Raw genomic sequence first — 16151 nt, 5'->3', positions numbered from 1 at the left:
CATCACCCCAAATCTTTCGATAGCCAAGGCCCGACGATCTGGCTGATTGGCAAAGGTAAACGTTTCCAGGCCGCGATAAACAGACGATATTTCGGATTCAGCGGATTGATATCGGGCAATCGTTCAGCCTTGACCAAATGAAACTCGTAAAATAACGGCTCGGGCTCAAAGCCCCAATGCTTTTTAAAACGGTAGGAACCGGTACCGATTTTACTGCGGCCGTAATCGAATATCTTTACGCCTTTGTCGACGGCCCGTCGCATTACTTCCCAATACATGAAATCGTTACCTTGCACCGCTCTAGCTTGATCGGTACCGCCGCCGTAATAAGGCAGTATTTCATCCTTAAAATAAAAACTCATGACACTGGCAATCAGCTGACCGTCCTTTTCGACCGTCAATATCTCGCATTGATCCTTAAAGACATCCTGCAAAATTTGGAAATATTTTTTGGCAAAAACCGGCGTACCGAGGTTTCTGACGCTTTCCGAATACGCTTGATAAAAACGTTCGAGGTCTTGATCGATAACGCTCACCAAACCTGCATTGATACCTTTACGGATCATCGCACGTTGTTTACGCGGAATCGCCTGCATGTTCTTTTCAGGGTCCGGATCGAGCGTCTTTCGAAAAGTTACATAGAGTTCTTTGTAGGGACGATCCGGCGATTTTTGAACCCGGTTTCGCATTTCCAGATAATCGACATTCAATTGCTCGGCCAAACGACAGGCTTCTTGATCGAGCATGGCATAACTTTCTTCGTCCTCGGCGACTATACCGCCGTAAACGCAAAACGATAGCGAACACAAAGCATGCCCGAACAGCGGACTTTTAATTTGGGACAACGGTAATATTCCTGTGACCTTACCGTTTTTTTCAATATAGTAGAAATATGTCTTATGACCGAAGGCTCGTTCTATGACGTCTTTCCAGCCGGATAGATGAAAAAAAGTGGCGTCCGCTTGCTGCTCTACGAAGGCGTCCCATTTTTTATAGTTGTCAGAGTCCAGTAATTTGAGCATTGTTTGATGAAGTAAAGGAATAAGAGCGGCTCATCGGCCTTTATCGATATTGAGAAAAACGTTTGACATCGTATCCCAAGAAAAATCGTGGAGCAGATTGACGATGCGCCCTTCCATTTTATCGAGATTCAAATAATGCCGGAATTTCGATTTGAAACTCACGTTTTTCTGTCTCGGTTGTTCGGGGTCGATTTCCCAAGGATGGCAATAAAAAATTCCGGGCTGATGTTCTTTTTGATTAATGACGTTGAAGGCCCATTTGGATAAAAAATAAGGGTAGAACCTGAAAAAACCGCCGCCGCCGCACGGCCAATTCTTACCGGCTAATGGCAACGTGGTAATCGGAATTTCCTTGAAATTTTTACCCTCGATCGGTTCGTACATAAACCGCGGCGCTTCCGGCATACCGTATAAATCATGCTTGACCGGATAGACGCTGGAACTATATCTGAATCCGACTTCAGCGAGAATATTGTGCGCCCAAGGATTACTCGCGCCGATCGAATAACTCGGCGCCCGGTAACCGATCACCTCCCGGCCGCCGATATCTTCCAGCATTTTTTTGGTTTTGACGACATCGTTTCGAAATTGCTCGGGATCGAGTTCGGTGACTCGAATATGATCATAACCGTGACAGGCTAGCTCATGGCCTTCCTTGACGATTCTTTGTATCAATGACGGATGCCGCTCGGCAACCCAACCGAGAGTAAAAAAAGTCGCTTTAATATTGTGTTTTTCGAATAAATCCAAGAAACGATGCGTATTGTAATCCGCCCGTTGCGGCAATGTTTCCCATTCGGATTTGGCAATCGTTTTCTCAAACGCGGAGACTTGAAAATAATCCTCTACATCGACGGTCATCGCATTCGTTATTTTATTATTCCCCATTGAAAGACCAGTTACCCTTAAATTTAGAAAAACGCCATCAAATTCAGTGTAATACGATTCTCATCGAAACTATTGATATTGCTGTTTGAATTTTGATTGATATAACGATATTCAATGTTACCGTTCAATTGCCTCAAGATGCTTCTTTGTACTCGAAAAGCTACGTCGAAGCGGTTGTCCGTTGAAAAATCGGTGTCGGTCACCTGGTAACCGGAACTTAAAAAGGTATTGGTTCTGGGCATGAATCGCCACATCCAAGTACCTCTGATACCGTAAACTTCGTCCTTGACTTGACTCTCTTGAAACGTTCTTCTTTCAGTGAAAACATTTGCACTAAGAATGCTTTTACCGGTGCGGTAAGAATACGAGAGCTGCCCTCTTCTTCTGACAAAAACATCGTCAATCAAATTCGGCAAAGCGATATTAAAAAGAATCGGATTACCGTCTGCGTCATTGATAGGCTCACCGAACTCATCCTCAAACGGAATGATTTGTTCTTCGAACAACACCTGCTGAACTGTGGTGGTATCCTCGTTATAAGTTAAATTAACAACTGATTGAGGCGTAAAATAACGCAGGTTGGTTTGCCAAACATTGCCGGTATTAGTACCGACATCATTATTACGATAAGTCGTCGTCCATTGCAGGCGCTGGAACGGCGAAATAAAAACGGTTACATAAGAGTTGTTGCCATAGCCCGCCGATACGCTGAATCGTTGGCTTGGTCTCCATTGTCCGCCGAAATTATAATAAAAGCCGTTTCGGCTGAATCCGGTAGTCGACCGAAAGTCGTTGTTTGCATACCCGCCTTGCGCGATCAAGCTAAATTTTCTATTCAGATTGTATCGAAGTAAAGCATTGGAATCTTGAAAGCGTATTTCTTCGCCGCTACTGTTTCGGTTGATTCTATTATTGAAATTTAAACGCCAACCCACTTTCGAAAAATACCTGCCGCTATTCAGCATGACATTTTGCGAAAAACTATCGGTATCGGACAAGGGGCCTTCGCTGGAACTTACCCTATCGTAACTCGCTCGTGCCATACCGTTAGCATAGCTTCCGAACCTTGGAGTCCATGTCGGAGCGATCCCAAATGTTGAAATCGTTGAAGTATTGCTTCTATCGCCGGTAAAGTTATCGCTGACAATCCGCGTGTTGGAAATATTTTGCTGACTGATGGAGCTACGAGACTGAACAAAAAATCGCCCCGGCGAAACGATGTAGTTGCTGTTAAATTGTAATTGGTGATTCAAATCGATGTCGGAATCGCCGCCGGCATTATAAATACTTTGCAATCGGTAATTCAGATTTAGGTTATAACGGCCCGATTGACCGTTAACAAAAAAACCGGGAGTAATCGCGGTTACCCATGCGCTTTCTTCCTCGCCCTTCGGTGCGAGTCTAATATTATCCGAATAAACTTCTTGTAAAAAAACACTGGGCCTGAACCGAAGGTTTAAAGCCCAAGCATTAGCTGAACAACCCCATATCAAGTAACCGCTGAACGAAGCGACAATGAACCGCCTTAATTTAAGGTGTTTCATAAAAAATCAATACTGCCCGTATCCGTAGTAGTTCATATCCATGCTCCTTTGCGTTTTGTTCAACAAAGCAAGAACCACATCGCAGGACTCCAATTTCTTAACCGCTTCTATTACAATATTTTGAGCCGTTTTTTCGGCTTCGATCACCAAAATAACCTGACCGACCATGCTGGACAAAACTTCCGCTTGAGTAGCCGCTAACAAAGGCGGCGAATCGAAAATCACGATACGATCCGCATAACGCTCGCTCAACTCTCTCGAAAGGTTAATCATTTTGTTACTTGCGAGCAATTCGGTAGAGAATTGATGCGCTTTTCCAGCCGGAACGATACGAAGGCCTGCGATTTCGGTCTGCAAAATAATATCTGAAAAATCAATCTTGTTACCTTCCAAATATTCAATGAGTCCGGGTGTTCTTTTGATACCTAGCACCCTGGAAACCGAAGGTTTTGCGACATCCGCGTCGATTAACAACACTTGCTTATCGCGCTCGGCCGCAATGCTAATAGCTAAATTAATAGCGGAAAAGGTCTTTCCTTCTCCCGGAACGCTACTGGTTACCAAAATAAGGTTAGATCGCTCGATGCCTTTTTCAATCCCGCCCAGTGCATTAGACATGATGGGCCGTTTAATGCTTCTAAATTCTTCGGCAATCTTCATGTGACCGACTGACGGGTCGATAAAACCATGCTCGTGTAGAAATTCCCAATTAAACCGTTCGATATTTTTTTCGCCGGCGTCTAAAGAGTGCGCTTTAGCATTTCCGTTATTATCGTCAGTTAAGAAAAAAGCATCTAATGCATCATTGGTGTGCGTCGATTCTGTTTGATTATCAACAATGGAGTTGGATCTTTTCGCAGGACCGAGACTCTCGGCTAAGCTAGCTTTTTCTAAAGCTTTCTCAATACTCATTAATTACTCCAAAATTTCATCATTCCGTGGCCTGTCAGATGTCCTGGGCTCGATATAATCATACTTTTTTCATTAATATTACTCTGTTTCGACGACTATTCAGAATTATTTTACGAATATATCTTAAATTATTGATATTTCTGATGACTATCGGATTTTTCCGGATATTATTTAATAACTTTCAAATCTATCAAACACAAAGAAGACGAAATGAGACATCTTTACGTGCCGAAACTTTAAAAATGCCCTTGATATGTAACTCGCACTTCATTCGCAATGCCCAAACTTGATGAGCAAAAGATATCATTACGGCATTCTAGACTTTAAAAACCATAATTCCGGCATAAGCAGTCACTAACAATCCGCAAGCCATCGCATATTGAACTATTTGCATCCTCATTTTTCTCGTTTGCTCACGATTTCTAACAATAGAGACACTGCCTAAAACAGGAATCCCCGTCATCGTTCTGATTTGATTGGATGCAATAAAAGTCGGCTTTATCAATACCGCTAAAAAAGCGATTGCGATACCTACAACTAACCCGCCCCCTAAAGCAGCGGAATAAAGAATGGCTCTTTTAGGCCCGGATGGAGACAGTGGTTTATTAGGCGGATCGGCCACTTTAAACCTTAATGATGTACCCTCGGCATCAACCTTTTCCGTTAAGTTCATCTGCTCCTTTCTTTGCAATAAGGTATCGTAATTTTTTTTAATCGCGCTATAGTCCCTATTCAAATTCTGCATCTCCGTTTCAACGTTCAATCGTTGATTGAATTCATCATCGAGCTTAACGATTTTTTGTTCATAGGATTCTATTCTCGATTTAATCGAAGCCATCTGAGCATCGATTTCGTTAAGGGATGCCTTGATGGATTGAACAAACGGATTGGAATGCGCCACGGCCGACCCCTCCGTTTCGAGCACCTCTTTTTCTTGCGATTTGCGTTTCTGGATAGATCTAATTTGATCATTAATAACCTTTACGCTGGGATGCTTGCGGGTGTATTTCAGCAACAATTCATCACGCTGAGAAATCAGAGCCATTAATCTCGGATCTTCCGCTTTGTTGGTATTGAGCGACAAACCCCATTCATCTTCCGCACTTTCTTGAGCTTCCGCCAATTGTTCTTTTAAAACTTGTTTTCGCGAATCCAGTTCTTTTAACGCTAATTTTGCCTCTTCAATGGTTCTATTCAATTCTTGTATTTGACCAACCTGATCGCCGCTTTGTCCAGGAAGCATCCCGACATTCGCGCGTTTAAAGTTTTCCCTGGCTTTTTCAGCGTTTCGAAGTCGTTGTTCGTATTCTTGAATTTGTGCCAATATAAAACGCTGTGTTGAATCGGCATCATCCAGAGCTGTTTTTTGCGCCTGTTCCGAAAAAACCGTAAGCACGGATTGAACGACATGTTTGGCTTCGAGCGGATCGGTTGTCTCATAGCTAATGGAAAAAATATCATTTTTTCCACCATCTATTTTAATGTTTTCTTTCAGCTTATTAATCAAGGCCAACTTTTCACTTTCGGTGTTTAGATTCGTATCCAAGCCTGCTAGGTTAGCTATTTTTTCCAAATGATATCGTGTAAACATCAGCTGTTTCATGATCGCGACCATGCCTCTAACATCAGACTGTATCGCTAAGCCGCTCAATAATGGCCGCAGCATGGTTCTGGTATCCACCTGCACGCGAGCCGTAGACGAGTATTTATCGGGCAGGTTCAGAATATACCACCAAGCGGGAAGACAAATGAGCCATGCCGAAATAATAATAAACCACTTATATCGGAATGTTGCCTTTATATAATAAAGAATTTCAGCAAATTGCTCTTGCATATCTAAACACTACCTCTTAATAAATCCGCACATAAACCATGCTTCGCGCGAAGTCTATACGGAATACAGCTATTAAAAATCATTCCATTTAGAAAAAGGATTCCGGAATAATCAAGATGTCGCCCGGCATTATCCTAACATTCGCCGACAAATCACCATCGCTTAATAAATCGTCTATTCGAACACCAAATTGATAATCGTCATCATCGATTTTTCGAATGATACTTGCTCTATTACCATCGGAAAAGATCCCCAGACCACCAACTTGTATCATCAAATCGAGTAGGGTCATGCCTTTTTTATAGGGAAAGGCTCTAGCGGTACCACTTCCGCCCATGCCTCCACCACCCATACCGCCGCCCATGCCTCCACCACCCATACCGCCGCCCATGCCGCCGCCCATGCCGCCGCCCATGCCTCCCATGCCGCCCATGCCGCCGCCCATGCCTCCCATGCCGCCGCCCATACCGCTACCGGTCATGATAATTTTTACTTGCTGTTCGTAAATGCCCTGAAAACCGCCCACAATGATAGCAACTTGAGGGTCTCTGACATATTCGCTCAAAATAACTTCCATTTCACGCGCCAATTCGGAAGGCGTTCTACCAATTGCATCGACATCGTCGATCAATGGCGTGGTTATTTTGCCATCAGGTCGTACAGTCGCTGTTGTCGATATTTCCGGATAACCCCATACGAATATCTCCACACTGTCTCCCGGACCAATTCTATAGGTATAGTCTTGCGGCAATTCGGAATCATCGGTCAAGGGAGGATACCCGCATCCGGACAAAAGCAAGAAGAACAGAGATAAGATAAATATTTTTTTTGTCATACCAATTAAACTCTAGATTTGAAAATAAATCTGACACGCACCTTTTCTACTGGTACATCGGAAATAACTCGGTTTTGTCTCATGCCGAAAAAGGCTCTTACTCAATCTTCAAAAAAATCGAAGTATGATATCGACATGAACTTATAAACCTTTGATGTAGAAATAAAAACAACTCAGCAATAGCTAAAGACTTGGCTCTTCCGGATTTCCCGTGGTAGAAGGCATAAAAGTGTTTTGACATGACAATGAAAAATAAATTTCTTATCAACAGCTTAAATCTATTCTGATTTTACGAATGGTTATCATTATGCATTACCACGAAAAATCCTAGAGAGCCAAAGACTTGAAGATCTCAAATCGCTTACGACTCGCTCAATGAATTCTTTTTATACTTACCAATTACTACTTTTTCGCTAATCCACATTAATGAATGCTTTTCAATAAGGTAGAACGCAATATTACGATACAGCAAGCTTGTGTATGCGCCTTTCGTAATTATTCCCCCCCCCCCTATCGTTCCCACGCTCTAGCGTGGGAATGAAGACCGAGACGCTCTAGCGTCTCGTACCGCTGGAGCGGTTCTCAGGCATTCCCACGCAGAGCGTCACTGCCATTAAGTTAAGGATTTTTCCGTTCGCCCTGAGCCTGTCGAAGGGTGAATGGAAAAATCCTGGGTCGATAAGTTAAGCCGTCCATGGTTCGACAGGCTCACCACGAACGGCTTAACTTAATGGCAGTGACGCAGAGCGTGGGAACGATAATTGTCGGGGGACTGAATAGTTACCGCCTTTCTCATACAATTATAGGTGACTTACAGCATATTTTTAATTTATACCTTATTCGTATCGCCATCTCCTAGCCCAGTTTTAACAAATATAAGACTTACGATCTACGTTATCGAAATATAAAGGTTAAAAATCATGCCAAATTTAACTTTTTAGTTCCATACTACTTATTTTGGCTCTTCCGTACTTGCCGTGGTAATAGCGGATCGACACCGAATAAGAAAAGAATATTCTCTTTAAGCAACTGATATTAAATGTAATTTATTCATTAAAAACTTGCTTTGCCGCTAATTTTTCAAATTACCACGGGAAATCCGGAAGAGCTCTTATTTTCGTTATTCGGATTTCCCGGATAATTGCCTCATCATTAGCTTCGCATCATCAAGCTGATCGAATTGAGTAGATTTTGCGAGTTCCATCACTTCTCTCAATTCCGATATTGCTGCGGATTTATTTCCAAGAGCATGATAAACCGAAGCCAAATGATACCTAAACACCGGCACATCGGGAGCGGCAACGATAACCTTTTGCAAAATCGACAAAGCCTCATTTAATGTAATCGTTTAGCCCCCATCACTAAAAAAGTAGCAACTCACGTTAAAACATGAAAAGCTATAGGACATGACGTTGAGCGACCGAGACCTTAGCCAAATGGACACGGACTATCTGGATGATTTGCCGGAGGGTGAGTTGCGTCCATTGAGTAAGCAACTGTTGGCGGATCTCAAAGAAGCCCGAGAACGACTCAAACAATCCCCGGATACGAGTTCGCGTCCGCCGTCATCCCGGGAGCCTTGGCAATCGAATCAATCCAGCGCCGAACCGTCGGAAGAAGCGCCGGCAACGGACGACTTGTCGGCACTGGATTCGTCTGAGTCTTCGTCAGATGACTTACCTAGCCAGGACTCGGCAACACCTCCGGCGGCGACCGGTGATAGCGGAAAGCCTAAAAAAGCCGGGCGCCAAGTCGGTAGCCCAGGCTATAGCCGCAACCTGACCTTACCGGTGACACGGACAATTGAGCATCGCCCGGATTGCTGCGCCGCGTGTAGGCAATCGTTTGCCGACAACACCGACTACCGACCCTGGAACGCCCGGTTCGAACTGGAGCTTGAAATCGGCAACGCCGAATCGCCGAAATTACAAATCGAACATAGCCGACATGACTACTTCTCGGCGACCTGTCCCTGCGGTCATCAAACCCTTGCCGAGCCCGGGCGAGGCGCCGACGAAGATGGCTGGAGCGTAGCCCTGAGCGAATGGCATCTGTGCGGCCCTCGGTTGGTTAGCTTTTTGGTTTATCTCTCATTGTCCCTACGGGCATCGCGCCGCAGAATCCAAGCCTATTTGCGCGATTGGCTGGGAATCTACCTCAGCACCAGCACCATCAATCAATGCATTCATGAAGCGGGACGTGCCGTTGCGCCGGTCGTCGACGAGCAGTTGATCGCGGAACTCAAGGCCGCCGGCCTCTTACATATCGATGAAACACCCTGGAAAGAAGCCGGGCAGTTATTTTGGCTCTGGGTCTTTGTCAGCGCACAGACGGTGATTTATCAAGTGGGCAAACGCCATCGTCTCGTCGTGAACCAGCTCTTAGGGGAAGCGTTTTGCGGCTTACTGATGACCGACGGCTACAGCGTCTATCGCATCTTTCCTAGGCGCTTGCGCTGTTGGGCGCACTTGGTGCGCAAGGCCCGAGCACTGTATCAGTGCCTGGATAGCGAAGGACAAGCTTTCGGCGAAGCCTTGTTATTGGCCATGATCCTGTTGATGCGCAACATCCACCGACTCCGCGAATCGCCGCCGGATGCCGAATCCTTATGGGCGCAGAATCAACAGTTGCTGACCTTGCTGCGCTCGCTCTGCGAGACGCACCGAGACATCGCGCATGTTGACAGCCGACAATTAGCCGGCGAATTTCTCAACGATTGGGAGGCCATCGTGCGCGTGGTCGAAACGCCGGCGCATCCATTGACCAACAACGTCGCGGAACGCAGTTTGCGGCACTGGGTATTGCTGCGCAAAATCACCTTCGGTTCGCGGACGGCCCAAGGCAGTCGCGTGGTTGCCTTGCTGGCGAGCGTGATTGATACCGCGCGTTTGAGAGACCTGAATCCTTGGGAGTTTATTGCTCAAACACTGGCCGAACGCCGTAAAAACCAACCCGTCCCTCGTTTGCCTATGCCGGTTTTGGCGTGATAGGAACAGGGGGGGGGCTAAACGATTACCATTTAATCGCCCAGCCTTAAATTCAGCCCATGCATAAGTATCGATAAAATAAGGTTGGTCACTGTTCTTAAAACGCTGAACTAATTGCACAGCTTTTTCGATATCATCCGCCTGTCCATAATGATCCAATAGAATAGCCGCCAAATTATTCCTAGCGATATCGAGCTTTGGATTTTTTTCTAAGACTTGATAATAAATTGCAACCGCTTCATCGTAGTTTTTTTGTTCAACATAAGTTGAAGCTAACAACATAGAAAGCTCAAGACTCCCAGGATTGTTTTCCAAGCCCACTTGATAAGTTTTCAGCGCATCTTTTATTTGATTTTTTTGTACATAGACTCTGGCTAATTCAGAATACAGCGAAACCGAGTTCGAATAATCGTCTATCGCTTTTTTTAACAAAGTAACGGCATCGTCAAATTGGCGATCCAAGGTCATCAACTTACTTTTCAAAACAATTGCGGAAATATTCGCCGGGTTATCCTTAATTAAAGCATTTAGATAAGCAAGCATTTTAGGCCGCTGTTTCAGCATCTCATGACAACGTGCCATTTCTGTTAGACTATCGGCTTGAGTCGGATATCTTGCCAGTGTTTCCTTGAATAAAGGTATAGCTTTATTGCAGTCGCCTTGCTCTTGGTATAACTTGCCTCTTAAAAACTTAGCCAAAAATATAGATTTGGGTTGCGACTCCATCGTTGTAATCAACTTCTCGGCCGCCTCCCAATCTTTTTGAACCATCTTGATCTGCACTAATTTATTTAATAGCGAAACCTGATTACGCCTCCTTGCCAATGCTTTTGTCAGCAATTGAGAGGCATAGTCGAGTTGGTTTTCCTTGACCGCTTTCTCAACCACTGGAAATAAGGCTTGTAAATTAGCCGGATTAATATCGAGTGCTTCTTTAAAGTTCTTTTGAGCTTTATCTAACTCACCCTGCTGTAAAAAAATATCGCCCAGCAGTACGATCGCCTCATCGGAATTCGGCATGTCCCATAGCACTGTATTTAGCAATGCAGATGCTTCCTCCAATTGACCTTCTTGAACCCAAACTTTCGCTTTAAGGATCTTTGCGCCGATTTGATTTTGATTTTTATTTAAAATCGCCTGAACCGCTTCAGAGGTAGCCTTATAATCTCCTTGCTCAAAATAAATATTGGCCAATAATAAATCGGCTTCGGTACGAACATCAGCTTTAAACTTTTTATTATCGGCAATGTCTTTTAATTGCTGTTTTGCAGCGCTTACGTTATTGACCATCAAAGTCCATTTTGCTAATTCAAGCAAGTGCTTAGGATTTTCTTGACTGCTTTTTATAAAGCTTTGTAAAACCTCGTCCGTTCTGTTCCTGTCCGTTTGATAGATAAAACCTAATAAAATTAGCTTTTGTTGAATATCATTGGGTCGCTGGTCGACCAATTCGGTCAGAATGTGTTCGGCCTCTTGATTTTTTTTAGCTGCTGAATAGATCTTAGCCAACGCGTACTTTAGTTCATCCTTTTCCGGAAAAATTCTGATGAGATCTTGATAATCCGCTATGACTGCATCGATATCTTTATTTTGAGCGTCAATTTTGACTTTCAATAACCGCAATGACAAATTATCGCGATCCGACTCGATAGCCGGCTCGATCAACGAAAGCGCCTCGTCAAAGTTTTGATCTTCCATCAATAAAGCCGCTTTCAGAGATAGGGCATCATTATGCATTGGATCTTGCTTGAGCACTTCGTCCAGAATCGGCAACGCTTCAGACATTTTATTTTGTCTGATAAGAATCGATGCCTCCAAGGTTTTTGCATCCACATTATCGGCCTCCTGCTCTAAAATTTCCTTAACTTGAACCAGTGCATTTTCAGCTTCATTCAACAGCAATAAAACTTTACCTAAGCGTAGTTTGGCATCTAGATTCTCAGGCTTTAACTTGATTGCTTCAATCAAGTTATCTTTCATGCTTTTAAAATTCCTATTTTTTTCATTCACCAGCGCGAGATAGTAATAAGCATCGGCGACACTAGCATCCTGCTGAATTGCGCTTTTCAACTCTAATTCGGCCTTCGCATATTCACCTCGATTATAAAGTTCAATTCCTTTCGCTTGACTATCCATCGCGATTTCTTCAGGCGAACTACAAGCCGTTAACAGCGAAAAACACAGAACAACAGTAAAATTCTTAATAATTCTTATCAGCATTGTCGCTAAACCTTCATAGGAAATTTTAGTTACTTTAGTCTAGTGGAAAAATAGTTTATATCTTTCGTACATCAAATTTCGACAGTTATTAAAGGGGGACCGGGAAGTTAGGTCGACTTTTACTCCTCGGCAACTGCTGAATCACATGGATGTAACAAATACAGAAAGCAACATGTCTATTTATCAACCAAGTTTGAACTATTGGTTATTAAAGCACAAACCCGTATCATTCAATACAGACTTGATCTCAAACCTTACCATTGAAATTGAGATTTCGCCGATTTTACATCGGCTCTTAACCTTCTCTGACCGCTACGAATAACATGGACACTCTGGAACATTACAGCTTTTACAATTACCTTACCGCTACGACCAGTTATGCCTTGTTAATTCCATTTTCATTAATAAGCATAAAAAAAAGCCCTTATTTCCTGCCCTTCTTTCTAGCAACGTCTCTTTCCTTGATTTGGTTAGGTTACACAACGTTTACCCTGCAAGATCGGTTCTATTTTAGTTCCGATGCGCTACCTTTCGAGACTTTACGCAATGGAGCTTGGCTGATTTTTCTTTGCTTTATAAGCTTCAAACAACGCAAGGGGGAACGCTTTTCGATTTTTTTTAGATCTAAAAATGTTTTGTTAATCTTGTTTAGCACAATTCTTGTGTTTCTTTACGAAGTCAATTCAAGCTTACTACAAGCCATCAACCAGATACTGCAAAGGGACTTGCGCTTATTTATCCATGTCATTTTTGCAATTGTCGGTCTAATGCTAATTGAGCAAATTTATCGCAACGCATTTTCCGATCAACGTTGGTCGATAAAATTCTTATGCGTAGGTCTTGGCGCTTTGTTTATAGTCGACTTTATTCTATACAGCAAATCATTACTGTTTTTTTCGTTGGATTCGGCGATATGGAGTTCACGGGGAATTATCAATGCCATAATAGCGCCTATGCTCGCGGTTTCCATGCTGCGTTTACAAGAAAAAGACACCGAATTGACCGTTTCAAGAAAAATCGTTTTTCATACCACTGTTTTATTCGGCTCCGGATTATACTTGGTCCTGATGTCAGTTGCCGGATTTTATATACGTGACTATGGCGGCAATTGGGGGGAAGTCGCTCAATTTACCTTTATTTTTTTAGCTATTTTATTGCTGATCGTTCTTTTTATTTCCGGAAAAATTAGAGCGTTAGTCAAAGTTAATTTGAGTAAACATTTTCTTGAATATCGCTATGATTATCGAGAAGAATGGATCAAGCTTAGTAAAACCCTCGCGCAATTAAATTCGGTCAGCGAATTGGCAGGACTCATTATTAAAACCATGGCCGACTTAGTGGAGAGTTCCGGCGGAGGGCTCTGGCTAAAAAACGAACAAGGCGATTTTTATTTAGCCGAACACAAACACTTAGGCTTCGAACCGGAACAATTATTTGATAAAGACGAACCTTTTATTCGATTCTTAGCCGACAAGCAATGGGTCATCGATTTCGTACAATACAATGATAATCCGGATCTGTACGATGATATTGATTTGTCGAAGTGGAATTTCGACGACAGCAAAATTTGGCTCATTATCCCACTGTACAGGCTAAACTCATTAGAAGCCTTCGTTGTTCTTACCCAAGCGCGCGTACCCAGGGCACTTAACTGGGAGGATCTCGACTTATTAAAGACTGTCGGATTCCAATTGAGTAATGCCCTCGCCTTAAACCAAACGCTTGACGAATTGTCTCGTGCTCGACAATTTGAAGCTTACAGTAGACTATCCGCATTCGTAGTGCATGATTTAAAAAATTTGATCGCTCAAGTGGCGATGATAGTTAAAAATGCAGAAAAACATAAACATAACCCCGAATTCATTGAAGATTCCATTGATACATTGCAAAATGTCGTGACAAAAATGCAACACATCATCGATCAATTGAAAAAAGGCAATATCCAAGCCGAAACCCAAGCCGTACTTAACCTAAATCACATCATCCAAGACGTCGCGCAACAACAGTCAAGCAACCGCCCGACCTTGGAAATTCTCTCCGATATTAGCCAAGACTGCGAAATTCAAGGCGAACAAGCTAAAATACCAGCCGTTCTCGGGCATCTCATACAAAATGCTCAAGAAGCAACCGATGACGATGGCTTTGTTAAATTGGAGTTAACACAAAAGGCTGACAGAGCAATCATCAAAATTATCGATAGCGGCGCCGGAATGGATAACAAGTTTATTGCCGAAAGGTTATTTAAGCCTTTCGATACGACAAAAGGCAACGCGGGTATGGGGATCGGCGTTTACGAAGCTCGAGATTACATTTTAAAACAGTCGGGGACGATCGATGTTAAAAGCCTACCCGGTAGGGGAACAACTTTTACGATCACCTTGCCGCTTTATAAACGGCAAAAGCAACCGACTCAAACCAGCGTCGAACCGAACGTTCAACTTGATATGACCCAAGCAATATTAAAAGGCGAGAAATGAGCGACGACAGTATTTTACTCATAGTGGAAGACGATCCCGGCTTGCAAAAACAATTCAAATGGGGCTTCGAAAAATACCAGATCGTCATAGCGGGCGACAGACCAGAGGCCATTACCGCATTGAGGCGTTATCAACCGAGTGTTGTGACACTTGACTTGGGCCTGCCTCCCGATCCGACCAACGCCAGCGAAGGGCTCGAAACCTTAAAAGAAATCCTGCAACTGGCCCCAACCACTAAAGTCATCGTCGTGACCGGCAATGACGATAGAGACAACGCACTCCAAGCCATCGCATTGGGGGCCTACGATTTTTACCAGAAACCGGTCGATCTCGATGTTTTGAACACGATCATCCAGCGCGCCTTTCATCTGACCTCGCTGGAAAATGAAAACTCAAAACTTCAGCAAAAAAACCATGAGCCGTTAAATGGCATTATCGCGGCCTGCAAAAAAATGCAGGAAATTTCCAGAACCGTGGAAAAAATCGCTCCGATGCAAATCACTACTTTATTACTCGGTGAAAGCGGAACCGGTAAAGAAGTTTTCGCAAGAGCGATTCACGACCTCAGCGACCGGGCTAAAAAGCCTTTCGTACCGGTCAATTGCGCGGCCATTCCTGAAAACCTATTAGAAAGTGAATTATTCGGTTATGAAAAAGGGGCATTCACCGGTGCCGTCAAACAAACCAAAGGAAAAATAGAATATGCCGACGGCGGTACTTTTTTCCTCGACGAAATAGGCGATCTACCTTTCAATCTACAATCAAAATTATTACGCTTCATTCAGGAGCGAACCATTGAGCGCTTGGGCGGGCGCGGCGAGATACCGGTCGATGTTCGCATTATTTGCGCGACCCACCAAAATATTCAAAACCTGATTCAACAAAGTGCATTTCGAGAAGACTTGTATTATCGTATCAGTGAAATGACCATCAATATTCCTCCGCTCAGAGAACGCGAAGGAGATGCTCTCATTATCGCAACCGGCTTATTGAGAAAATTCAACGACCAACATAAAAAATCGATTAAGGGATTTACCAAAGAAGCCGCTCAAGCCATCGAAACTTATGAATGGCCGGGAAATATTCGTCAATTGGAAAATAAAATTAAACGCGCGGTCATCATGGCAGAGGAATCGCTGATAACGTTAAACGACCTCGAAATGGACGGCGAAAACCATGACGCCCTGCCGCTTAACTTAAAAGAAGTTCGGGAAGCTGCCGAAACACTTGCGATAAAAAGAGCGCTGAATTTCTCGAACCATAACGTTTCTAATGCGGCAAAACTATTAGGCATTACACGCCCGACGCTTTACTCCCTGCTCGGTAAATACAACATCGTTTTGGGCGATTAATCGCTTTGAAAGAGATTGTCCCACCGGTAGTGGAGCGTTTGCGTTCTTGAACGTTCTTCCTTATGCTTGCCGATAATATT

The 16151-nt window shown here is 43.6% G+C and carries 10 protein-coding genes and 1 pseudogene; 3 read left to right on the top strand and 8 right to left on the bottom strand.

Features of this window, described 5'->3' with window-relative positions:
• Positions 1-2: 2 nt before the first annotated feature.
• The 7 genes from MEALZ_RS06970 to MEALZ_RS06940 form a co-directional block, all read right to left on the bottom strand.
• Positions 3-1022 carry a FemAB family XrtA/PEP-CTERM system-associated protein gene (locus MEALZ_RS06970; protein ID WP_014147912.1) on the bottom strand — a complete coding sequence of 340 codons (1020 nt, stop codon included), beginning with the start codon at positions 1020-1022 and terminating at the stop codon, positions 3-5.
• 30 nt (positions 1023-1052) lie between these two features.
• Entirely contained in the window at positions 1053-1883 is an 831-nt protein-coding gene (locus tag MEALZ_RS06965; RefSeq protein WP_223842354.1) for an XrtA system polysaccharide deacetylase, read from the bottom strand.
• A gap of 50 nt (positions 1884-1933) precedes the next feature.
• Positions 1934-3454: a TIGR03016 family PEP-CTERM system-associated outer membrane protein gene (locus tag MEALZ_RS06960; RefSeq protein ID WP_014147910.1), complete on the bottom strand. Its 1521-nt coding sequence runs from the start codon at positions 3452-3454 to the stop codon at positions 1934-1936.
• 6 nt (positions 3455-3460) lie between these two features.
• On the bottom strand, positions 3461-4366 hold the full coding sequence (locus tag MEALZ_RS06955) for an XrtA-associated tyrosine autokinase (RefSeq protein WP_014147909.1): 906 nt from the start codon (positions 4364-4366) through the stop codon (positions 3461-3463).
• A 316-nt stretch (positions 4367-4682) separates the two neighbouring features.
• Positions 4683-6200 (bottom strand): XrtA system polysaccharide chain length determinant, encoded by a 1518-nt coding sequence (locus MEALZ_RS06950; RefSeq protein WP_014147908.1) that lies wholly within the window; start codon positions 6198-6200, stop codon positions 4683-4685.
• Positions 6201-6288: 88 nt separating this feature from the next.
• Positions 6289-7035 carry a polysaccharide biosynthesis/export family protein gene (locus MEALZ_RS06945; protein WP_014147907.1) on the bottom strand — a complete coding sequence of 249 codons (747 nt, stop codon included), beginning with the start codon at positions 7033-7035 and terminating at the stop codon, positions 6289-6291.
• A 1120-nt stretch (positions 7036-8155) separates the two neighbouring features.
• Positions 8156-8362 (bottom strand): hypothetical protein, encoded by a 207-nt coding sequence (locus MEALZ_RS06940; RefSeq protein WP_014147905.1) that lies wholly within the window; start codon positions 8360-8362, stop codon positions 8156-8158.
• Positions 8363-8441: 79 nt separating this feature from the next.
• Between MEALZ_RS06940 and tnpC the strand changes: the two genes are divergently transcribed.
• On the top strand, positions 8442-10022 hold the full coding sequence (gene tnpC / locus MEALZ_RS23370; RefSeq protein ID WP_014133085.1) for an IS66 family transposase: 1581 nt from the start codon (positions 8442-8444) through the stop codon (positions 10020-10022).
• Positions 10023-10229: 207 nt separating this feature from the next.
• Here tnpC and MEALZ_RS06930 read toward each other — a convergent pair.
• Positions 10230-12158 (bottom strand): annotated as a pseudogene (locus tag MEALZ_RS06930) (tetratricopeptide repeat protein); the annotation flags it as partial.
• 407 nt (positions 12159-12565) lie between these two features.
• Here MEALZ_RS06930 and prsK point away from each other — a divergent pair.
• Together prsK and prsR are read left to right on the top strand one after the other, a co-directional pair.
• The gene (prsK, locus tag MEALZ_RS06925) at positions 12566-14719 is read left to right on the top strand and encodes an XrtA/PEP-CTERM system histidine kinase PrsK (RefSeq protein WP_014147903.1); all 2154 of its coding nucleotides are present in this window, start codon (positions 12566-12568) and stop codon (positions 14717-14719) included.
• Complete coding sequence (gene prsR, locus MEALZ_RS06920) at positions 14716-16071, top strand: PEP-CTERM-box response regulator transcription factor (RefSeq protein ID WP_014147902.1); 1356 nt, start codon at positions 14716-14718, stop codon at positions 16069-16071. The genes prsK and prsR overlap by 4 nt, the downstream gene beginning before the upstream one ends.
• Positions 16072-16151 lie beyond the last annotated feature (80 nt).

Source organism: Methylotuvimicrobium alcaliphilum 20Z (assembly GCF_000968535.2).
In the GTDB taxonomy this organism is placed as follows: Bacteria; Pseudomonadota; Gammaproteobacteria; order Methylococcales; family Methylomonadaceae; genus Methylotuvimicrobium; species Methylotuvimicrobium alcaliphilum.
Note: the sequence above shows the minus strand (reverse complement) of the source record. Positions and strands in the feature narration are given on the sequence as shown.

Coding starts and splice junctions, on each gene's coding strand:
- MEALZ_RS06945 (WP_014147907.1), bottom strand. CDS start 7,035: ATGACAAAAAAAATATTTATCTTATCTCTGTTCTTCTTGCTTTTGTCC.
- MEALZ_RS06955 (WP_014147909.1), bottom strand. CDS start 4,366: ATGAGTATTGAGAAAGCTTTAGAAAAAGCTAGCTTAGCCGAGAGTCTC.
- MEALZ_RS06960 (WP_014147910.1), bottom strand. CDS start 3,454: ATGAAACACCTTAAATTAAGGCGGTTCATTGTCGCTTCGTTCAGCGGT.
- tnpC (WP_014133085.1), top strand. CDS start 8,442: ATGACGTTGAGCGACCGAGACCTTAGCCAAATGGACACGGACTATCTG.
- prsR (WP_014147902.1), top strand. CDS start 14,716: ATGAGCGACGACAGTATTTTACTCATAGTGGAAGACGATCCCGGCTTG.
- MEALZ_RS06970 (WP_014147912.1), bottom strand. CDS start 1,022: ATGCTCAAATTACTGGACTCTGACAACTATAAAAAATGGGACGCCTTC.
- prsK (WP_014147903.1), top strand. CDS start 12,566: ATGGACACTCTGGAACATTACAGCTTTTACAATTACCTTACCGCTACG.
- MEALZ_RS06950 (WP_014147908.1), bottom strand. CDS start 6,200: ATGCAAGAGCAATTTGCTGAAATTCTTTATTATATAAAGGCAACATTC.
- MEALZ_RS06965 (WP_223842354.1), bottom strand. CDS start 1,883: ATGACCGTCGATGTAGAGGATTATTTTCAAGTCTCCGCGTTTGAGAAA.